Genomic DNA, 20,308 nt, shown 5'->3' with positions numbered 1-20,308 from the left:
TGATTCTTTGGAGTGCCCATCATGAAAATAGGTGAATTGGCGCAGGTGGCGCAATGCACGGTCGAGACCGTGCGTTATTACGAGAAAGAAGGGCTGTTGCCCGAGCCAGGCCGCACCTCGGGCAATTTCCGGGTCTACGGGCCACAGCATCTGGAGCGCCTGCGTTTTATCCGCAACTGCCGTGCCCTGAGCATGAGCCACGAGGAAATCCATGCCTTGCTGAGCCTGGTGGACCACCCGGCGCAAGACTGTGGTGCGGTCAACGCGGTGTTTGACGAGCACATGGCCCATGTGGAAGAGCGCATCCGTGAACTCTGCCAGCTCAAACAACAACTCACCGATTTGCGCCAGCGCTGCCAGTCGGAGCAGGCGGTGGCGAGTTGCGGCATCCTGCACGGCTTGGCAGCGATGGAAACCGAGCCAAAATCAGAGCGGCATACCCATTTGGGATAGGGCCGGCAGCCGGTTTTAACAAACCGATGAACCATCCGCTGGCCAAGTCCGTTCAACCCGTCCGTCCCCCATCAACAGGAGTATTTGTGGCAATTGTTTGGTCTGAGTCCCTCGCCGCCCTGGACTGGCAGGAACTGGAAAACCTGTACCGCGTGGCCCCGCTGGGCAATAAAAACGCCAGGGATCTGGAAATCGTTTTTACCAACAGCCGTTACCACTGTTTCGCTTATGAGGATGGCAAGCTGGTGGCGGCCGGGCGGGCCTTGGCCGACGGTGTGGACACCAGCTACATCTGTGATGTGGCACTGTTACCCTCGCACCAGGGTTTGGGCCTGGGCAAAGAGGTGGTCCAGCGCCTGATGGGCCTCTCAGCTGGCCACAAGAAGATCCTGCTGTACGCGGTGCCCGGCAAAGAGGGGTTTTATCAAAAATTCGGATTTCTTCGTATGCGCACCGCCATGGCGGTGTTTGAGAACCCGGCGCAGGCCATTGAGCGCGGGCATGTTTTTCCTGACTGACGGTTTGTTATGCCTTTGCCCACCAGCCAACAAGAACTTCTGAGCCGTTTTGACACGGCGTACAACAAGCTGCGCGAAGAGATCACCCGCGTGCCCGATGAACTGAGCCGTGCGCCGCAACTCGAAGGCGGGATGAGCCTGTGTGAGCTCATCGCCTACCAGATTGGTTGGGGTCGGCTTGTGTTGCAGTGGGAGGCGCTTGAGCAGGCGGGCCAACCGGTCGAGATGCCCGCGCCAGGTTTTAAGTGGAACCAGTTGGGGGCTCTGGCCCAGTCCTTTTACCTGCGGTCGCGGGATGTTTCTGCGGCGCAGTTGTTGGCGCAATTCGATGCCCTGGCATCGGACTTGCGTGCCTTCATCGCTGCCAGCAGTGACACTTTTTTGTTCAGTGTCGGGCAACGCCAGTGGGCGGGTGCCAAGTGGCCGGTGGTGAAATGGCTTCAGGTCAACACCATCGCCCCCTATGACAGCGCCCGCGCCAAGCTCAGAAAGTGGCAAAAAACACGGCTGGCAACACCCACCCTGTGACCAGACACCGGTGCTTTGGGCACTGGGCCAAGGGCTTTTTTCTCAATCCTCTTTTTGTTTTGCCATGTATTCGATCCGCAAGCTGCAAACCAGCGATTCGCTGCTGGAACTCACCGAGCTGTTACACGCCGCCTACGCCCGTTTGGGTGCGATGGGCCTGAACTACACATCGGTGGACCAGAGCCCTGAAGTGACCGCCGAGCGCATCGCAGGCGGCCAGTGTTATGTGGCCGAGCTGGATGGCCAACTGGTGGGCACGGTGGTGGTCAAGCCAACCTATGCCACCAACGAGTGTGACTATTTCACCCGGCCGGGCGTAGCGGCCGTGCACCAGTTTGCGGTGGCCCCCGGCCTGCAGGGGCAGGGCATTGGGCGGGCCTTGTTGCAAGTCTGTGAACAGTGGGCCACCGAGCAGGGTTTTTGCGAACTGGCGATGGACACCGCTGAGCAGGCCACCCACCTGATCAAGCTTTACACCAGCCTGGGTTATCTGCCGGTGAGTTCGGTCCAGTGGACGGGCAAGGTGTACCGCAGCGTGGTGCTCAGCAAAGTGTTGTCTGAACAAGCGGCTTCGCTTGTGTTGTCTTAGGGCTGAATCGGGCTACAGCATGGCCCAGTGGATTGCCACTGGCGTGCCAAATTGGCACCTTCGGCTGCTTCTGAATTGCCGACACTACGGTGCCACGCACAAGGCGCTTGTTTCTGCCTGAGATCCGCCAGAAATTTTTTGTTGCAAGGACCCACCCATGACTGCTATCCGTTTTGCCTACGCGGCCCAGACCAGCCGTTTTCTCGCGGCCCCCGAACTGGCGGCGCAGCCTTTTGCGCTGGTGGGTGTGCCTTTTGACGGCGCGGTGACCAACCGGCCCGGTGCTCGTTTTGGCCCGCAAGCGATTCGCAGCGCCAGCCTGATGTTGTGTGACGGCATCCACCCGTACTTCAATGTGACACCGCTGGGGTTCCTGGGGGACGGCTACGACATGGCCCTGCCCAACGCCTCACCGCTGGTGGAGGTGCGCCAGCAGATCCAGGCGCAGGCGGCCGCGCTGATGGCGCAGCACCACTGCGTGTTTCTGGGCGGTGACCATTCGGTGACTTTGCCGCTGTTGCGCGCCGCGCACGCCCAGTTTGGTGCGCTGGCGCTGGTGCATTTTGATGCCCACTGCGACACCTGGGTTGACCACTTTGGTGAACCCTCGGGCCACGGCACTTGGACCTATGAGGCGATCCAGGAAGGCCTGGTCAGCCCGCAACACACGGTCCAGATTGGCCTGCGCTCCAGTGGTGAACGTGCAGCGCGTGAGTATGTGCAAGACCAGGGCGGGCTGATTTTTGACGCACGCAGCCTGCGCGGGTTGGACGGTGCGGGGCTTGCGCCAGTGGTGGCGCAGATCCGCGAGCGCATCGGGAATCGCCCGTGTTACCTGACACTCGACATCGACTGCCTGGACCCGGCGTTTGCGCCCGGCACTGGCACGCCGGAGCCCGGTGGAATGACCAGCTCGCAGGTGCTGACGCTGCTCGAAGAACTCAGCACGCTCAGCATGGTGGGCATGGACTGTGTGGAGGTGGCTCCGGCCTACGACCACGCCGAACTCACCAGCACCGCAGCGGCCAGCTTCGTCTGGACCTATCTGTGTGGCCAGGTGGCCAAACGTGTTGTATAGGAGGACGACATGGCGTTGCTCAATTCGGATACCCAGCTGAACCAGAACAGTTATTACGAAGCCAGCGTCACGCGGCCCGCAGTCCAGCCTGCGCTCAATGAGAGTCTGTCGGTGGATGTGCTGGTGGTGGGGGCAGGGTTTGCCGGTCTGTCGGCCGCCATCGAGTTCGCGCGCCGGGGGTATTCGGTGGTGGTACTGGAGGCTGACCGGATCTGCAGCGGTGCCTCCGGGCGCAACGGCGGGCAGGTGATTGTGGGTTACGCCAGTGGGCAGGAGGTGTTCGAACAACAGCTCGGCCCCGATCTGGCGCGCCGGGCCTGGGACATGTCGCTGGACGCGGTGCGCCTGGTGGACGAGCGGGTGCGCGACTTTGGCATCGACTGTGATTTGGTCAAAGGCTATTTGCATGTGGCGGACTGCCCGCGCAAGGCCCGCGCGCTTGAAGCGGACGCCGCTGCCATGGCCACAGACTATGGTTTTGCCAGCGAGGTGGCCACTGGCGCCGATGTGCAGCGTTTTATCCAGAGCCCACGTTATGCGGCCTGCGCGTTCGAGTCGGTGTCGGGCCATGTACACCCGCTCAAATACGGCCTGGGTCTGGCACAAGCCGCCCAAAGCCTGGGGGTGCGGATCTGTGAACACAGCGCGGTGCTGCGCTTGCAGCGTGGCAAGACACTCACGGCACACACAGCCCAGGGCAGCGTCACGGCACGTTTTGGTGTGCTGGCGGGCAACTATGCCTTGCCCGAATTTGGCCCGGAGGTGGCGCCGGAGTTGAACGCACGCATCATGCCGGTGGGCACCTACATCATTGGCACAGCCCCATTGGGCGCGGATCTGTGCCGCCAGCTGATTCCGAGCGACGCCGCGGTGTGTGACAACAATTTCATTTTGGACTACTACCGCTTCAGCGCCGACCACCGCATGTTGTTTGGTGGGCGCGTGAGCTACACCACGCGCACGCCTGCCAACCTGAATGAGACCATGACGCAGCGCCTGGGGCAGATTTTTCCGCAGCTCAAAACCGCGCCCATTGAGTATGTCTGGGGCGGGTTTGTGGACATCAGCATGAACCGCGCGCCTGACTTTGGCCGCCTCGGTGACAACCTGTATTACCTGCAGGGTTTCAGCGGCCACGGTGTGGCGCTGACCGGTCTGGCCGGACAACTGGTGGCGCAGACCGTGGCCGGACAGGCCGAGTCCTTTGATGTGTTTGCCAAGCTGCGTCACCTGCCGTTCCCGGGTGGCCCGCTGTTGCGCACCCCCAGCCTGGTGCTGGGCACGCTGTACCACCGCTTGCGCGACGCTTTCTGATGTTTTTGTGCTCTGGCCTTTGTTTGATAAGGGCTGATAGCTATCAAAAATAAAGTGATCTTACAGGCAGCGCAGGCACTCAAGCTGTGAGCCGGTGGGCCAGAGCATGCTGTACGACCTGCGCCAGCACCGGCCCAAACCGTTGGATCTGCGCCAGCGGTGCGTAGCCATAACCAATCACCAGTCCCCGCAGGTCGCGGCGTTTGAGGCAGTAGGCCGACAGGGGTCGCACCACCAGACCGAGCTTGCCAAGTTGCCGGGCCAGCGCCTGGTCATCCAGGTGGTCGGGCAGGCGCACACACAGGTGCAAGCCCTGTTCGGCTCCGGTGATGCGCGCGTTGGGGCCCAGGCAGGGCTGCAAGGCTTCGAGCAGGCAGTGGCGGCGCTGGGCGTAACTCTGGCGTGCTTTGCGCAGGCAAGCTGCAAAGTGGCCCATGTCGATGAACTCGGCCAATGCCGCCTGCACCGGCATCTGGCCCGGGCGGTTCAGGTCGTAGTGGGCAGCCTTGAACGCCGCCGCCAGCCCCTTGGGCACCACCACATACGCCAGCTTGAGGCCCGGGTACAGCACCTTGGAAAACGAGCCCAGGTACAGCACCCGGCCCTGGGTGTCGAGCCCGGCCAGCGAGGCAATAGGTGGCCCGCTGAAACGGAACTCGCTGTCGTAGTCGTCCTCCAGCACCCAGGCCTGGTGTTCATTGGCCAGCGACAGGATCTGGTGGCGCCGCTCCAGCGACATCACCGCACCGGTCGGGTACTGGTGTGAGGGGGTCACGTACATCAGTCTGGGGGGGGCGTGGCGGTCGCTTGCCTGGGGCGCAATGCCTTGTTCGTCGACCGGCACCGGGTGAATTTTGAGCCCGGTGGCCATGAAGGCTTTGCCCGCGCCCCAGTAGGCCGGGTCTTCCAGCCAGACGGTGTCACCCTGGTCAGCCAGCAGTTGCGCGCACAGCTCCAGCGACTCCTGGGTGCCGCTGGTGATGATGACCTGGTCCAGATCGAGCGCCACACTGCGAAACATGTGCAGATAGTCGGCCACCGCACGGCGCAGCGGGGCGTAACCACCGCTGCTGCTGTAGTCCAGCATGTCGGGGTAGGTCATGCGCCAGTGTTTGTTCTGCAGGCGCTGCCACAGCGCCACCGGGAACGCGCTGAAGTCGGCAATGCCCGGGGTGAAGGGCTGGATCTCCAGCTCGCTGGCGCAAAAGTGTTTGCCCAGCGCCTGGCCGCGGTGTGACAGCTGTTGTGCCGGGTGGCTGCTCTGGCGCAGGGGCCGACGCTGGCGCTGCGGCACCTTGGCGCTGACAAAGGTGCCACTGCCCACGCGGCTGACCAGATACCCCTCGACCGTGAGCTGGTTCAGGGCCGCGACCACGGTGTTGCGCGACAGGCCCAGGTCCTGCACCAGGTTGCGGCTGGAGGGTAGGCGCTCCTCCGGGCTGAGCTTGTTCTCCAGAATGGCGCGGCGCAGCGCCTCGTACAACTGCCGGTGTAATGGCAGCCGGTCTTGCGGGTTCAGGCGGCTGAGTTCGCTCAGCAGGAATTCGGACAACATGGGGCGTTGGCGGGTCAAAGCCGGGTTACAGTGGGTTAGGGGTCGTGGGTACCACTTTAGCAAGTGGTACCTTTGATTTGAATCAAATGGCCCTGATTTTGAGCCAATTCAGCCCCCACAATGTGCCAGAAGACTGTGTTCAACCGAGTACAGACTGATTCAGGAGAGTTCCATGACTGACAAAAAATCGATGAATTTCAATGATTTGGAGCAATGGCTGAACGAACGTCGGGTGACCGAGGTGGAATGCCTGGTGCCTGACTTGACCGGTGTCGCGCGTGGCAAGATCCTGCCGCGTGGCAAGTTCACCGAAGACCGTGGCATGCGCCTGCCGCAGTCGGTGGTGGCGATGGGGGTGACCGGCGAGTTCCCTGAGAGCGGCCCGTATTACGACGTGATCGACCCCACCGACAAAGACATGCAGCTGCGCCCCGACCCGAGCACCGTGCGCATCGTGCCCTGGGCGACCGACCCGACCGCGCAGGTCATCCACGACTGTTTTGACAACCATGGCAACCTGGTGCCGTTTGCGCCACGCAGCGTGTTGCGCCGGGTGTGTGATCTGTTTGCGGCAGAAGGCCTGCAGCCGATCGTGGCGCCCGAACTCGAGTTCTACCTGACCGCCCGCAACACCGACCCCAACACCTTGCTGCGCCCGCCGATTGGCCGCAGTGGCCGCGCCGAGACCTCGCGCCAGGCCTACAGCATCGACGCAGTCAACGAGTTCGACCCTCTGTTCGAAGAAATCTACGACTACTCCGACAAGATGGAGCTCAATGTGGACACCTTGATCCACGAAATTGGCGCGGGCCAGATGGAGATCAACTTCTTCCATGCCGAGCCGCTGGGCCTGGCCGACGAGGTGTTTTTGTTCAAACGCACGGTGCGTGAGTCGGCCCTGCGCCATGACATGTACGCCACCTTCATGGCCAAGCCGATTGCCGGTGAGCCCGGCAGCGCGATGCATGTGCACCAGAGCATTCTGAACAAGGACACTGGTAAAAACATCTTCAGCAATCCCGACGGCACACCGTCGGAGGCCTTCATGCATTACATCGGCGGGCTGCAGCGCTACATCCCGGCGGCGATGGTGTTGGTGGCACCGTATGTCAACAGCTACCGCCGCCTGTCGCGCAACACTGCGGCTCCGATCAACATCGAGTGGGGGTATGACAACCGCACCGTGGGTATCCGCTCCCCGATCTCGTCGCCCGCCGCGCGTCGCGTTGAAAACCGGGTGATTGGTGCCGACGCCAATCCCTATGTGGCGCTGGCGATGACCCTGGCCTGCGGTTACCTGGGCCTCAAGAACAAGATCAAACCCAAGGCTGAGATGAGAGGTGACGCCTATTTGTCACCCTATGCCTTGCCGCGCAGTTTGGGCGAAGCGTTGGACTGGTTGCGCCGCGAGTCCGACCTGCACGAGGTGCTGGGCAAGGAGTTCATCACCGTCTACTCCGAGATCAAAGAGTTGGAGTTTGAGGAGTTCATGAAAGTGATCTCACCCTGGGAGCGTGAACATTTGCTATTGCATGTATAGCTGTATGCCCTTGATATAAAAGGGCTAGAACCCATTTTTTCATAAGGATGTGAACCATGAACACAAGCCACACCGCTGAGCAGTTGGGCACCCGCGAGATCCAGGCGCTCGACAGCGCCCACTTCATCCACCCGTTCACCGACCATGGTGATCTGGCCACCCGTGGTGCGCGTGTGATCACCCGCAGCGACGGCATTTACATCTGGGATTCCGAAGGTGAGAAACTGCTGGATGCCATGAGTGGTCTGTGGTGTGTCAACGTCGGTTATGGCCGCAAGGCACTGGCCGAGGCCGCTTATGAGCAGATGATGACCCTGCCGTTTTACAACAGCTTTTTCCAAACCACCAATGTGCCGGCGGTCAAGCTCGCCACCCGGCTCGCCGCGCTGGCGCCCAAGGTGGGCGACCGCAGTTTTGAACATGTGTTTTTCTCAAGCAGCGGCTCTGAGAGCAATGACTCCAATGTGCGCATGGTGCGCCGTTATTGGGATTTGTTGGATCAGCCGCAGCGCAAGGTCATCATCAGCCGCCACAACGCCTACCACGGCAGCACCATGGCCGGGGCTTCACTCGGTGGCATGAGTGGCATGCACGCGCAGGGTGACTTGCCGATCCCGAACATCACCCACATTGGTCAGCCTTACTTTTTTGAAGACGGCCAGCCTGGTGAAAGTGCTGACGCGTTTGGTGTGCGGGCTGCGGGTTGGCTTGAAGACAAGATTCTGGAAGTGGGCCCCGACAAGGTGGCGGCTTTTATTGCCGAGCCGATCCAGGGCGCCGGTGGGGTGATCATCCCGCCTGCCACCTATTGGCCCGAAATCCAGCGCATCGTCGACAAATACGGCATCTTGCTGATCAGCGACGAGGTGATCTGCGCCTTTGGCCGTTTGGGTCACTGGTTTGCCTACGAGCGTTTTGGCTACAAGCCTGATCTGGTGACCTTTGCCAAGGCGGTGACCAGCGGTTACATCCCGCTGGGTGGGGTGATGGTGGGGAACCGTGTGGCCAAGGTGCTGATTGAGCAGGGCGGTGAGTTCAACCACGGCTACACCTACAGCGGCCACCCGGTGGCTTGTGCGGTGGCTCTGGCCAACCTGGACATCATGGAGGCAGAGCAGCTGCCGCAACGGGTGCGTGGTGAGATGGGGGACTACTTTGCCAAGCGATTCCTGGCGCTCAAGGATCACCTGCTGGTGGGAGATGCCGAAACCTGCGGTTTTGTGGCCGGCCTGGTGCTGGTCAAGAACAAACAGACCAAGGCGCGTTTTAACCCCGATGACGCGGTCGGCATGATTTGCCGTGGCCATTGTTTCCGCAACGGGCTGATCATGCGTGCCGTGGGTGACCGCATGATCATTGCACCGCCTTTGACCATGACCCACGCCGACATCGACGAACTGCTGCGCCTGATCCAGCAGGCGCTGGACCTGACCCAGCAGGACTTGCACCAAAAAGGATTAATTTGAGTGTTTTTGGTGCATTGGGTGTTGGTGTGCTTTTTGCTAGCTATAAACTCACGCTTCCCTTAACTTCCTTCTTCTCTTTGGAGTGTTGTTCATGATGAAAAAGTACCTGGTGACCTTCGCGCTGTCGGCGCTGGTGTTGGCCGCTTGTGGCAAAAAAGAGGAGCCGCCGGCACCCGTGACGACGCCTGCGCCTGTGGCCAGTGCACCCGCCCCGGAGCCCGCTGAGGAAAAGGTGCTCAACATCTACAACTGGCCAGACTACATCCCTGAAGGTATGTTGGCAGCTTTTGAGAAAGAAACCGGCATCAAGGTCAACTACGACACCTTTGAGACCAATGAAGCCTTGCACGCCAAGCTGGTGGCTGGCAACACCGGTTACGACATCGTGGTGCCTGGCTCGGTGTTTGCCAAACCCCAAATTGAAGGTGGTTTGTTACAGCCGCTGGACAAGGCCAAGATCCCGAATCTGGCCAACCTGGACCCGGCTGTGATGTCGGTGTTGACCAAGGCTGACCCCGACAACAAACACCTGGTGCCCTGGGCCTGGAGCTTCACCACCGTGGGTATCAACAAAACCAAGGTGGAAAAAGCCCTGGGCAAGACCCCGATGCCTGAAAACACCTGGGACCTGGTGTTTAAACCCGAGTACAGCAGCAAGCTCAAGTCTTGCGGCATTGCATACTTGGATTCACCCACCGAGATCATTCCGGTGGCTCTGCACTACATTGGCAAAGACCCGTATTCCAACGACCCGTCTGACTACAAGCTGGCCGCCGAGATGCTGGCCAAGGTGCGCAAGGATGTGCGCCTGTTCAGCTCGACCATGATCGACGACATCTCCGGTGGCAAGGCTTGCGTCGTGATTGGCTGGGGTGGTGACATCAACATCGCTGCGGCACGTGCCAAGGAAAACGGCTCCAAGGATGAAATTGTTGCTTTGTTGCCCAGCATGGGTGCGTTGATGTTTGCTGACACCATGGCCATCACCAAAGATGCCAAACATCCCCAGAACGCGATGGCCTTCATTGACTTCTTCCTGCGCCCTGAAAACGGCGCGGCCATGGCCAATGAGATGACCTACAACAGTGGCAATTTGGCGGCCAAAGACAAAATCAAGCCTGAAATTGCAGGCAACCCGTCGATATTTGTGGCGGCTGACTATATGCCCAAGATGATTCCGCCCAGCAGCTTCACCAACGAAGCCCGCGAAGCCATGTCCACGGTGTACAACAGCTTCAAAAAAGGCAAATAAACACCTGTTTCTTGCGAGTCTCTCGGGGCTGTTTGTACTGTTGGGTATAGGCAGCCCTTTTTAATGGCCGCAAGGCAGGCATCACAAAGGTTTAAACATGGCAACTGGCGGGTCCAAAGACAATTACCTGGTGACCGAGCAACTGGTCAAGCGTTTTGATGAGGCGCTGGCGGTGGACGAGGTCAACCTCTCCATCAAACAGGGCGAGATTTTTGCGCTGTTGGGCAGCTCGGGCTGCGGCAAGTCCACCTTGCTGCGTATGCTGGCGGGTTTTGAGAAACCCACCTCCGGCCGGATTCTGCTCGGTGGCAAAGATGTGGCGTCGCTGGCGCCGTATGAACGACCGTTCAACATGATGTTCCAGTCGTATGCGCTGTTTCCGCATCTGGACATCTGGGAAAACATCGCGTTTGGCCTCAAACGCGAGGGCCTGGCCAAAGAGGACATCAAACAACGTGTGGGTGAAATGCTGGACCTGGTGCAGCTCGCGCCCTATGCCAAGCGCAAGCCACACCAGCTCTCGGGCGGGCAGCAGCAGCGGGTGGCGCTGGCACGCAGCCTGGCCAAAAAGCCCAAGGTCTTGCTGCTCGACGAACCACTGGGTGCCTTAGACAAGAAACTGCGCGAACAGACCCAGTTTGAATTGGTCAACATCATCGAGAAGGTCGGTGTGACCTGTGTCATGGTGACCCACGACCAGGAAGAGGCGATGACCATGGCCGGCCGAATTGCTGTCATGAGCAAAGGCCGGGTGCTGCAGGTCGGCTCACCGCAGGAGATTTACGAGTACCCGCGCAACCGTTTTGTGGCGGACTTCATCGGCAGCGTGAACCTGCTGGACGGCAAGCTCAGTGTGGATGAGACCGACCACTGCGCGGCCGAAACCCCCATTGGTGAAATCCACGTGGGTCACAGCATCAGCGGCACCGTGGGCATGCCGGTGGCGGTGGCGGTGCGGCCCGAGAAGGTCAGCATTGGCAAACAAGCGCCTGCGGGGCTGAGCCGTAACCTGTTTCGGGGGCGGGTCAAGGAAATTGCCTATTTTGGTGCCTACAACACCTACATCGTGGTCACGCCCCAGGGGCACAAGATCAAGATCACCGAGCCCAATGGCTCCCACCTGGAGCTGCTGGACATCACCTGGGAAGACGATGTGTTTTTCTGGTGGGATGACACCGACGCCCTGATCTTGCGCAACTGAAGGGAGGTTGTCATGGCTCTCACGATTCCGATGCCCGGCCGCCGTTTTGTCATCAGCGTGCCCTATGTCTGGCTGCTGGTGTTTTTTATGCTGCCGTTCCTGATCCTGCTCTACATCAGTTTTGTGGACATGGGCAACGACATCTCGCCGTTCAAACCGATCTGGGACCAGGAATCTGGTCTGCTGCATCTCAAATATGAGAACTATTGGTCGATTTTTCGCTCGGCTGACGGTGGGCAGGTGTTCCAGACGATTTATATCGAGGCCTATCTGCGCTCGATCTGGTATGCCTTGTGTACGGCCGTGTTGTGCCTGGTGATTGGTTACCCGTTTTCCTATTTCATCGCCAGATCAGACGCCAAGCTGCGCCCGGCCTTGCTGATGATGGTGATGCTGCCGTTCTGGACCTCGTTTTTGTTGCGGGTTTACGCCTGGAAAGGGATTTTGGCGGACCAGGGTGTGCTCAACCAACTGCTGATGGCGTTGGGGATCATCTCCGAGCCGATCCAGATGCTCTACACCAATGTCTCGATGCTGGTCGGCATGACCTATGTCTACCTGCCATTCATGGTGCTGCCGCTGTATGCCAACCTGGTGAAGATGGACTTCCGGCTGCTGGAGGCTGCCCACGATCTGGGGGCGTCGCCTTTCAAGGCCTTCTGGCTGGTGACCGTGCCGCTCTCCAAGGCGGGCATCATTGCCGGGTTCATGCTGGTGTTTATTCCTTGTGTGGGTGAGTTTGTGATCCCGTCGCTGCTGGGTGGGCCGGAGAACATCATGATTGGCCGGGTGGTGTGGGACGAGATGTTCACCAGCAACAACTGGCCCCGCGCCTCGGCGCTGGCGGTGGTGATGATTGGCCTGATCGTGATTCCCTTGGCCATCTATTACCACTACACCGGGGACGAGAAGTGACACCCTTCCTGAGCCGTTTTGTCTCTTCAGTTTTAACCCGCTACGTGCGCTGTGTGCCTAACTCCGCGAATGTCCCCCGGCTTGGGGTTCCCCCAAGCCTCCTCCTTTATTTCGCTACGTCAGGCACCCAACACACGCCGCTAGTCGCTGCTGATGCCTGTTTCTCGAATGGGATGGCAGGGGGCTATGGTCGTCAGTGCATGGATGCAGTTGCCATTTTGAGGGCTTCCAAATGAATCAGTTTCTTGCAAAGTACATCGGCAAGTTTTGGATGGCGCTGGTCTTCCTGTTTTTGTACCTGCCCTTGATGTTCATGGTGGTGTTTTCCTTCAACAGCACCCGCCAGGACGCCAATTTCACAGGTTTCTCGCTGCGCTGGTACCAGGCGCTGACCGAAGACACCAAGATTGTGGAAGGCTTCTGGTTGTCGGTTCAGGTGGCGACCGCCTCCGGGCTGGCATCTGCGGTGATGGCCACTTTTGCCGCTTTTGTGCTGGTGCGTTACCGCCGTTTCCGGGGTCGCACCCTGTTTTCCGGCATGGTGAATGCGCCGTTGGTGATGCCCGAGGTGGTGATTGGCCTGTCCTTGTTGCTGCTGATGGTAGGCATCCAGAACGCCTTTGGCTGGCCACAGCGTGGCATGTTGACGATTGTGCTGGGCCACACGCTGCTGGGCATGGCCTATGGCATGGTGGTGATCCAGTCGCGCCTGCTCGAGATGAACCGCTCGATTGAAGAGGCCGCCATGGACCTGGGTGCCAAGCCGTTCCAGGTGTTTTTTCTGGTCACCATGCCCAACATCCTGCAGGCCATTTTGGCTGCGTTCCTGCTGGCCTTTACCTTGTCGTTTGACGATGTGGTGATTTCAGAGTTCTTGTCCGGCCCGGGGGTCAACACCTTGCCGCAGGTGATTTTTGGCTACGCCCGGCGCGGCATCAACCCGACCATTTACGCAGCAGCCACCTTGCTGATTGTGTCGGTGACGGTGGTGGTGATCGCCTACAGTGTCTGGGTGGCGCGCCAGACGCGCAAACGTGAACGCGAAATTGCCGCCGCCACGCGGGCTGAGCTGGTGGCCCTGCAGGGTCAGTAGTTTTTGGCCTCTAGCCCTTTTCCAAATTGGGCTGAATGCTATTTATTTTGAGGTATCAAAATGTCAATCAGCTCTTATGACGGCCGCGCTTTGATCAACGGCAAACGGGTCGAGGCACTGGATGGCCAGACCTTTGACTGCCTGTCACCCGTGGACGGCCGTCGCCTCACGACAGTGGCACGTTGTGGCCAGGCTGATGTGGATGCGGCGGTCGCCGCAGCACGCGCCGCGTTTGAGGACAAACGCTGGTGTGGCTTGGCACCCGCAGCGCGCAAACGCGTGATGATCAAGTTTGCCGACCAGTTGCTGGCCCATGCCGAAGAACTGGCCTTGATGGAAACCCTGGACATGGGCAAACCCATCAAATACGCCCGTGCGGTCGACGTCAACAGCGCGGCCAACTGCCTTCGCTGGTATGGCGAGGCGGTCGACAAGATCTATGACGAGATTGCGCCCACCGCCAGTTGCGCGCTGGCGCTGATCCAGCGCGAACCGATGGGGGTGGTGGGGGTGATCGTGCCCTGGAACTACCCGATGATCATGGCCGCCTGGAAGATCGCTCCGGCGTTGGCGGCAGGCAACTCGGTGGTGCTCAAACCCAGTGAAAAATCACCGCTGACCGCGTTGCGCTTGGCCGAACTCGCGCTCGAAGCCGGCATTCCGCCCGGTGTGTTCAACGTGGTCCCCGGTTATGGCCCAGAGGCCGGGTCGCCATTGGCTTTGCACATGGAAGTGGACTGCATCGGTTTCACCGGTTCGACCCGCGTGGGTAAACAGATCCATGTGATGGCCGGGCAAAGCAACCTCAAACGCGCTTGGACCGAGCTCGGCGGCAAGTCGCCCAACATCGTGTTTGCCGACTGCCCGGATTTGGACAAAGCGGTGGAAGCGGCAGTGGGCAGCATCTTCTTCAACCAGGGTGAAAGCTGCAACGCACCCTCGCGCCTGTTTGTGGAAGCCAGCATCCAGGACAAGTTCCTTGAAAAAGCGTTGGCGCTGGCACCCAAGTATTTGCCGGCGAACCCTCTGAACCCCGACACCATCATGGGCGCCATCGTTGACAAAACCCAGATGGAGACCGTGCTGCGTTATGTGGACAGTGGCAAAAAGGAAGGTGCTAGCTTGTTGTTCGGCGGTGAACAGGCGCTGAGCGAGACCGGCGGCTGTTATGTGCAGCCCACGATCTTTGCCGGGGTCAATCCGGGTATGACCATTTGCCGCGAAGAGATTTTTGGCCCGGTGCTCTCGGTGTTGTCCTTCACCGACGCGGCCGAGGTGGTGCGCCAAGCCAACGCCAGCGTGTATGGTTTGCAGGCGGCTGTCTGGACGCGCGACATCAACAAGGCGCATGGTGTGGCGCGCGCGCTCAAGGCGGGCACCGTACACGTCAACCAGTATGACGAGGACGACATCACCGTGCCATTTGGTGGTTTCAAACAAAGTGGTGTCGGGCGCGACAAATCACTGCACGCGTTTGATAAATACACCGAACTCAAGACCACCTGGATTCGCATCGACAGCCCGGTGTGACTGGCAGCCTGCCAGTGTATTGCTACATTTAGCGTAGCTCTTAGCCCTTTTTAAATAAGGGCTTGAAGGCGAAAAGACCATGAACAACTACGAGACACTCATCGCCGATCTGCAAGCACGCGGCATCCACTCCATCCTGACCCAGTTCTGTGACATCCACGGTGTGGCCAAGGGCAAACTGGTGCCACTGCACAACCTGCGCGAGTGGGTCGAGACGGGCGCTGGTTTTGCCGGGCCCAGCATCTGGGGCACCGGTCTCGGGCGCTATGGCGCGCGCAGCGAGTATTACGGCCGCGTTCAGCCCGAGAGCCTGCGCCCCTTGTCGTTCATGCCGGGGGTAGCTCATGCGGTGTGTGACGGTTATGCGGGCGGTTTACCCTTGGACACCGATTCTCGCCAGCTGCTCAAAAGCCAATTGGCACGATTGAAAGAACGTGGCTGGACCTTGTGGGTGGGGATCGAACCCGAATTTTTCCTGCTGAAAAAGGGCGCTGACGGGCGCTGGTTGCCAGCGGACGGAAACGACAGGCTCGACAAACCCTCGTATGACTTGAAGTCGATCCACCGCAACCAGGGTTTTCTGGACGACATGCGTGTGGCGCTGATCCAGCTCGGGTTCGAGCTGCAGCAGATCGACCATGAAGACGCTTGCGGCCAGTATGAGATCAATTACAGCTTTGATGACGCGCTGGCCGCGGCGGATCGTTTTATGCTGTTCAAGCTGACGGCCCATGCCATCGCCGAGCAACATGGCTGCATCTTCAGCTGTATGCCCAAGCCCTTTGCTGGTGCGCCGGGCAGTGGGCTGCACTTTCACCTGAGCATCACCGACGAACAGGGCAGGGCGGTGTTCACGGACAGCACCGACGCGTTGCAGCTCAGCGCCCAGGGTTATGGTTTTGTGGCGGGCTTGCTGCAACATGCGGATGCCTTGACGGCCCTCTGTGCACCCACGGTCAACAGCTACAAACGTCTGGCCTTGAGCCACAGCGTCTCGGGCACGACCTGGTCACCGGTCTGGAAAGCGTTTGGGGACAACAACCGCACTTGCCTGGTCCGTACCGTGGCCGGTCGACTGGAGTGGCGTCTGCCCGACCCCTCGTGCAACGTTTACGCCGCCATTGCGGCCACACTGGCGGCCGGGTTGGATGGCATCGACAGTGCCCTGCCGGTGCCGACCGCCTGCAATGAAGATCTTTACGAGCGTTTTGCCTCGGGCGCTGTGATGCCCGAGCGCTTGCCTGTGGATCTGGGAGCGGCCTTGCAGGCACTGGCACGGGACACCACGCTGACCCAGGCGCTGGGAGAGGCCTTTTGCCAGCAGTTCCTCACCCTCAAGACCGAGGAATGGTTAGCCTATGCGGCCAGCGTGAGCGACTGGGAGCTGCAACAGTACGTCGATCAGTTCTAATTTCATAATACAGAAAATTGCTTTTGCATTGTGAGATATCACGGGGTCGGTTGATCCAAAAAAATCACTCCGGTTGAAAAATTTCATTTTGCATTGAGAAATATCTCTGCAACTCATTGATTTGTATTGTAAAAATAAATGTCTTATATAAGACATAAGATTAAACACAAGTCTTATACAAGACCTAAAATTCACTCCATGCCAGGCACCTGATCCACATGTGTGATGGCCCCAGTTTTCACAACTCAGGAGTGTTTTTATGTCTCAATCCACCTCGGCCCCCAGCCGTGCAGAGCAAATCGCCGCCCTCGAAAAAGACTGGGCAACCAACCCCCGCTGGAAAGGTGTCAAACGTGGCTACAGCGCTGCAGACGTGGTCCGCCTGCGCGGCAGCCTGCAACCCGAGTACACATTGGCCAAACATGGCGCCGAGAAATTGTGGGCCAAGGTCAATGGTGGCGCCAAAAAGGGTTATGTGAACGCCTTTGGCGCGATCACCGCCGGCCAGGCCATGCAACAGGCCAAGGCGGGTCTGGAAGCGGTGTATCTGTCGGGCTGGCAGGTGGCCGCCGACGGCAATACCTCCGAGACCATGTACCCCGACCAGTCGCTCTACGCCTACGACTCGGTGCCAACCATGGTGCGCCGGATCAACAACACCTTCAAACGTGCCGACGAAATCCAGTGGAGCCGTGGCATCGAGCCGGGCTCTCCCGAGTTCATCGACTACTTCCTGCCGATCGTGGCCGATGCCGAGGCCGGTTTTGGTGGTGTGCTCAATGCGTTTGAGCTGATGAAGAACATGATTGCCTCCGGCGCCGCCGGTGTTCACTTTGAAGACCAGTTGGCCGCCGTCAAGAAGTGTGGCCACATGGGTGGCAAGGTGCTGGTGCCCACGCAGGAAGCCTGCGAAAAACTGATTGCAGCCCGTTTTGCCGCTGACGTGATGGGGGTCTCGACCATCGTGCTGGCCCGCACCGATGCCGAAGCCGCCAACTTGATCACCAGCGACCACGATGCCAATGACAAACCCTTCCTGACCGGTGAACGCACGCCAGAAGGTTTCTACCGCGTCAAAAACGGTCTGGAGCAGGCCATCAGCCGTGGTATCGCTTATGCACCCTATGCCGATTTGGTGTGGTGCGAAACCGGTGTGCCAGACATTGGTTTTGCCCGCGAATTTGCCCAGGCGGTGCAGGGCGCCTGCCCCGGCAAACTGCTGTCGTACAACTGCTCACCGTCTTTCAACTGGAAGAAAAACCTGGACGACAAACAGATTGCCTCGTTCCAGGAAGACCTGGCGGCGCTGGGTTACAAGTACCAGTTCATCACGCTGGCCGGTATCCACATCAACTGGTTCAACACTTTCCAGTTTGCCCACGCTTACGCCCGTGGCGAAGGCATGAAGCATTACACCGAGATGGTGCAGGAGCAGGAATTTGCCGCACGCGACAAGGGTTACACCTTTGTTTCGCACCAGCAGGAAGTCGGCGCTGGTTACTTCGATGACGTGACCACCGTGATCCAGGGCGGCTCCAGCAGCGTCAAGGCCTTGTCCGGTTCCACCGAAGAAGCACAGTTTCACTGAACAACCTAGAAGAACCCGAGGAGGGGTGAAAAGGCTGGTGGCCCGCAAGAGCCACCAGCCCTTTTTTATGAGGTGTTCGACTGCGGCTAAAATGTGCGCATCACACATTGACAAGAGCGAGAAAGGCATCTGGTTATGACACCGCGAACGACAACGGCAAAGGTATTCAAAGAATAAGGCCGTAGCCCGCGTGCCTTATGCACGGTGTGCTCTCAAGATAATAGTAAAACGCGGACTGATCCGCGTTTTTTTTTGTTCATTTCAAACCCCTCAATCATCATGGTTCAAATTACGCTTCCTGACGGTTCACAACGTGACTACCCCGCCGCAGTGACCGTGGCCGATGTCGCTGCCTCCATCGGCGCTGGCTTGGCCAAAGCGGCACTGGCTGGCAAGGTCAACGGCAAGGTCGTTGACACCAGCTACCTGATCGACGCCGATGCCAAGCTGGCAATCATCACCGCCAAAGACGCCGATGGCCTGGAGGTGATCCGCCACTCCACCGCGCACTTGCTGGCCTATGCCGTCAAACAGTTGTTCCCGCAAGCCCAGGTCACGATTGGCCCGGTGATTGAAAACGGCTTTTTCTACGATTTCTCGTTTGAGCGGCCCTTCACGCCTGACGACCTGGCCTTGATCGAGAAACGCATGACCGAGCTCGCCAGCAAGGACGAACCGGTGACCCGCCGTGTGTTGCCACGTGATGAGGCGGTGGCCTACTTCAAGGGCCTGGGTGAGCATTACAAGGCCGAAATCATCGCCAGCATTCCGTCCAACGAAGACGTGAGCCTGTACCGCGAAGGTACGTTTGAAGACCTGTGCCGCGGCCCGCACGTGCCCAGCACCGGCAAGCTCAAACACTTCAAACTCATGAAAGTGGCCGGTGCCTACTGGCGTGGTGACCACAAGAACGAGATGCTGCAGCGCATCTACGGCACCGCCTGGGCCAGCAAGGAAGACCTGGCCGCACACCTGACCATGCTCGAAGAAGCCGAAAAGCGCGACCACCGCAAACTCGGTCAGCAGCTTGATCTGTTCCATATCGACGACCACGCACCCGGCGTGGTGTTCTGGCACCCCAATGGCTGGGCGGTGTGGCAGGTGGTGGAGCAGTACATGCGCCAGGTCTATCGCGACAACGGCTACAAGGAAGTCAAAGGTCCGCAGCTGCTGGACAAGTCGTTGTGGGAAAAAACCGGGCACTGGGACAAGTACCGTGACAACATGTTCACCACCGAGAGTGAAAAGCGCGAGTACGCCCTCAAGCCGATGAACTGCCCGGGCCACATCCTGATTTTCAAACAAGGCATCAAGAGTTACCGCGACCTGCCGCTGCGCTACGGCGAATTCGGTCAGTGCCACCGCAACGAACCCACTGGTGGTCTGCACGGCATCATGCGTGTGCGCGGCTTCACCCAGGACGATGGCCACATCTTCTGCACCGAAGACCAGATCCTCAAAGAATGCTCGGACTACACCGCGCTGTTGCAGAAGGTGTATGCGGACTTTGGCTTCAAGAACATCATCTACAAGATCGCCACCCGGCCTGAGAAACGCATTGGCTCGGATGAGAGCTGGGACAAGGCAGAACACGCCTTGATGGAGAGTCTGCGTGCCTCGGGCTGTGAATTTGAAATCACACCCGGAGAAGGGGCGTTTTACGGTCCCAAGATCGAGTACACCCTCAAGGACGCCATTGGTCGCCAATGGCAATGTGGCACGATCCAGGTTGACTTCTTCATGACCGAGCGTCTGGATGCGGAGTATGTTGGTGAAGACGGTGCCCGCCATCGCCCGGTGATGCTGCATCGCGCCATCGTCGGCAGTCTGGAGCGTTTCATTGGCATCATGATCGAAGAAACCGCCGGCGCCTTGCCAACCTGGCTGGCGCCGACCCAGGTGATGGTGCTCAACATCACCGATGCGCAGGCAGAATACGCCCAAAACGTGGTCAAAACGCTGCAAAATCAAGGGTTTAGGGTCCAGTCAGACCTCCGCAACGAGAAAATCACGTATAAAATACGGGAGCATTCGATGCAAAAAGTGCCGTATCTGGTCGTTATTGGCGACAAAGAGATGGCGTCTGGTGCCGTCGCGGTGCGCGCCCGAGGTGGTCAAGACCTTGGAGTGATGTCTCTGGAAGATTTCTCTCAGAAATTGTCAGCTGACATCGCTCATAAATCGAACGCTTAAGCGAACACTTAAGTTGCAGGCCATAAAAGCCAGTTCATCGGCGTGTGTTGTGCGGTTATCGCTACTGATGTAGTAGCAGTTATT

Annotated in this window: 17 protein-coding genes; 16 read left to right on the top strand and 1 reads right to left on the bottom strand. The window is 59.2% G+C overall.

The genetic code is table 11. The features are described from left to right. Positions 1 to 21 precede the first annotated feature (21 nt). From cadR to FDG13_RS16325, 6 genes are all read left to right on the top strand, one after another. Positions 22 to 453 carry a Cd(II)/Pb(II)-responsive transcriptional regulator gene (gene cadR / locus FDG13_RS16350; protein ID WP_180130179.1) on the top strand — a complete coding sequence of 144 codons (432 nt, stop codon included), beginning with the start codon at positions 22 to 24 and terminating at the stop codon, positions 451 to 453. 86 nt (positions 454 to 539) lie between these two features. Beyond that, complete coding sequence (locus tag FDG13_RS16345; RefSeq protein WP_180130173.1) at positions 540 to 971, top strand: GNAT family N-acetyltransferase; 432 nt, start codon at positions 540 to 542, stop codon at positions 969 to 971. A gap of 9 nt (positions 972 to 980) precedes the next feature. Further along, the gene (locus FDG13_RS16340; protein ID WP_180130170.1) at positions 981 to 1,499 is read left to right on the top strand and encodes a ClbS/DfsB family four-helix bundle protein; all 519 of its coding nucleotides are present in this window, start codon (positions 981 to 983) and stop codon (positions 1,497 to 1,499) included. 64 nt (positions 1,500 to 1,563) lie between these two features. Beyond that, the gene (locus tag FDG13_RS16335) at positions 1,564 to 2,088 is read left to right on the top strand and encodes a GNAT family N-acetyltransferase (protein ID WP_180130165.1); all 525 of its coding nucleotides are present in this window, start codon (positions 1,564 to 1,566) and stop codon (positions 2,086 to 2,088) included. A gap of 157 nt (positions 2,089 to 2,245) precedes the next feature. Next, positions 2,246 to 3,166, top strand: a complete 921-nt coding sequence (gene speB, locus FDG13_RS16330) for an agmatinase (RefSeq protein ID WP_180130161.1) — start codon at positions 2,246 to 2,248, stop codon at positions 3,164 to 3,166. Between the two features lie 9 nt (positions 3,167 to 3,175). Then, positions 3,176 to 4,480 (top strand): FAD-binding oxidoreductase, encoded by a 1,305-nt coding sequence (locus tag FDG13_RS16325; RefSeq protein ID WP_180130158.1) that lies wholly within the window; start codon positions 3,176 to 3,178, stop codon positions 4,478 to 4,480. 79 nt (positions 4,481 to 4,559) lie between these two features. On the opposite strand, the gene FDG13_RS16320 is transcribed toward FDG13_RS16325, so the two are convergent. Continuing rightward, positions 4,560 to 6,035: a PLP-dependent aminotransferase family protein gene (locus FDG13_RS16320; RefSeq protein WP_180130155.1), complete on the bottom strand. Its 1,476-nt coding sequence runs from the start codon at positions 6,033 to 6,035 to the stop codon at positions 4,560 to 4,562. A 172-nt stretch (positions 6,036 to 6,207) separates the two neighbouring features. Here FDG13_RS16320 and FDG13_RS16315 point away from each other — a divergent pair, with 172 nt between their 5' ends. The 10 genes from FDG13_RS16315 (at position 6,208) to thrS (ending at position 20,224) form a co-directional block, all read left to right on the top strand. Beyond that, positions 6,208 to 7,575 carry a glutamine synthetase family protein gene (locus FDG13_RS16315; protein WP_180130152.1) on the top strand — a complete coding sequence of 456 codons (1,368 nt, stop codon included), beginning with the start codon at positions 6,208 to 6,210 and terminating at the stop codon, positions 7,573 to 7,575. Between the two features lie 56 nt (positions 7,576 to 7,631). Next, positions 7,632 to 9,041, top strand: a complete 1,410-nt coding sequence (locus FDG13_RS16310; protein WP_180130148.1) for an aspartate aminotransferase family protein — start codon at positions 7,632 to 7,634, stop codon at positions 9,039 to 9,041. 91 nt (positions 9,042 to 9,132) lie between these two features. Beyond that, positions 9,133 to 10,293: an extracellular solute-binding protein gene (locus tag FDG13_RS16305; RefSeq protein ID WP_370528239.1), complete on the top strand. Its 1,161-nt coding sequence runs from the start codon at positions 9,133 to 9,135 to the stop codon at positions 10,291 to 10,293. A gap of 97 nt (positions 10,294 to 10,390) precedes the next feature. Further along, positions 10,391 to 11,494: an ABC transporter ATP-binding protein gene (locus tag FDG13_RS16300; protein WP_180130144.1), complete on the top strand. Its 1,104-nt coding sequence runs from the start codon at positions 10,391 to 10,393 to the stop codon at positions 11,492 to 11,494. Between the two features lie 12 nt (positions 11,495 to 11,506). Next, on the top strand, positions 11,507 to 12,409 hold the full coding sequence (locus FDG13_RS16295) for an ABC transporter permease (protein WP_180130140.1): 903 nt from the start codon (positions 11,507 to 11,509) through the stop codon (positions 12,407 to 12,409). Between the two features lie 232 nt (positions 12,410 to 12,641). Beyond that, entirely contained in the window at positions 12,642 to 13,502 is an 861-nt protein-coding gene (locus FDG13_RS16290) for an ABC transporter permease (protein ID WP_180130137.1), read from the top strand. Between the two features lie 60 nt (positions 13,503 to 13,562). After that, positions 13,563 to 15,032: an aldehyde dehydrogenase gene (locus FDG13_RS16285; protein ID WP_180130134.1), complete on the top strand. Its 1,470-nt coding sequence runs from the start codon at positions 13,563 to 13,565 to the stop codon at positions 15,030 to 15,032. A 79-nt stretch (positions 15,033 to 15,111) separates the two neighbouring features. Beyond that, entirely contained in the window at positions 15,112 to 16,443 is a 1,332-nt protein-coding gene (gene glnT / locus FDG13_RS16280) for a type III glutamate--ammonia ligase (RefSeq protein ID WP_180130130.1), read from the top strand. A 259-nt stretch (positions 16,444 to 16,702) separates the two neighbouring features. Continuing rightward, positions 16,703 to 18,031, top strand: a complete 1,329-nt coding sequence (gene aceA / locus FDG13_RS16275; RefSeq protein ID WP_180130126.1) for an isocitrate lyase — start codon at positions 16,703 to 16,705, stop codon at positions 18,029 to 18,031. A 279-nt stretch (positions 18,032 to 18,310) separates the two neighbouring features. Beyond that, positions 18,311 to 20,224 (top strand): threonine--tRNA ligase, encoded by a 1,914-nt coding sequence (gene thrS / locus FDG13_RS16270; RefSeq protein ID WP_078363175.1) that lies wholly within the window; start codon positions 18,311 to 18,313, stop codon positions 20,222 to 20,224. The last annotated feature ends 84 nt before the right edge of the window (positions 20,225 to 20,308 follow it).

The sequence above is a fragment of the Rhodoferax sp. BLA1 genome (assembly GCF_013416775.1).
In the GTDB taxonomy this organism is placed as follows: domain Bacteria; phylum Pseudomonadota; class Gammaproteobacteria; order Burkholderiales; family Burkholderiaceae_C; genus Rhodoferax.
Note: the sequence above shows the minus strand (reverse complement) of the source record. Positions and strands in the feature narration are given on the sequence as shown.

Excerpts from the sequence above, each read along its gene's own strand:
- FDG13_RS16325 (WP_180130158.1), top strand. The coding sequence starts at position 3,176 with ATGGCGTTGCTCAATTCGGATACCCAGCTGAACCAGAACAGTTATTAC.
- FDG13_RS16285 (WP_180130134.1), top strand. The coding sequence starts at position 13,563 with ATGTCAATCAGCTCTTATGACGGCCGCGCTTTGATCAACGGCAAACGG.
- FDG13_RS16340 (WP_180130170.1), top strand. The coding sequence starts at position 981 with ATGCCTTTGCCCACCAGCCAACAAGAACTTCTGAGCCGTTTTGACACG.
- speB (WP_180130161.1), top strand. The coding sequence starts at position 2,246 with ATGACTGCTATCCGTTTTGCCTACGCGGCCCAGACCAGCCGTTTTCTC.
- thrS (WP_078363175.1), top strand. The coding sequence starts at position 18,311 with ATGGTTCAAATTACGCTTCCTGACGGTTCACAACGTGACTACCCCGCC.
- FDG13_RS16335 (WP_180130165.1), top strand. The coding sequence starts at position 1,564 with ATGTATTCGATCCGCAAGCTGCAAACCAGCGATTCGCTGCTGGAACTC.
- cadR (WP_180130179.1), top strand. The coding sequence starts at position 22 with ATGAAAATAGGTGAATTGGCGCAGGTGGCGCAATGCACGGTCGAGACC.
- FDG13_RS16320 (WP_180130155.1), bottom strand. The coding sequence starts at position 6,035 with ATGTTGTCCGAATTCCTGCTGAGCGAACTCAGCCGCCTGAACCCGCAA.
- FDG13_RS16310 (WP_180130148.1), top strand. The coding sequence starts at position 7,632 with ATGAACACAAGCCACACCGCTGAGCAGTTGGGCACCCGCGAGATCCAG.
- FDG13_RS16295 (WP_180130140.1), top strand. The coding sequence starts at position 11,507 with ATGGCTCTCACGATTCCGATGCCCGGCCGCCGTTTTGTCATCAGCGTG.
- FDG13_RS16315 (WP_180130152.1), top strand. The coding sequence starts at position 6,208 with ATGACTGACAAAAAATCGATGAATTTCAATGATTTGGAGCAATGGCTG.
- FDG13_RS16290 (WP_180130137.1), top strand. The coding sequence starts at position 12,642 with ATGAATCAGTTTCTTGCAAAGTACATCGGCAAGTTTTGGATGGCGCTG.
- FDG13_RS16300 (WP_180130144.1), top strand. The coding sequence starts at position 10,391 with ATGGCAACTGGCGGGTCCAAAGACAATTACCTGGTGACCGAGCAACTG.
- aceA (WP_180130126.1), top strand. The coding sequence starts at position 16,703 with ATGTCTCAATCCACCTCGGCCCCCAGCCGTGCAGAGCAAATCGCCGCC.
- glnT (WP_180130130.1), top strand. The coding sequence starts at position 15,112 with ATGAACAACTACGAGACACTCATCGCCGATCTGCAAGCACGCGGCATC.
- FDG13_RS16305 (WP_370528239.1), top strand. The coding sequence starts at position 9,133 with ATGATGAAAAAGTACCTGGTGACCTTCGCGCTGTCGGCGCTGGTGTTG.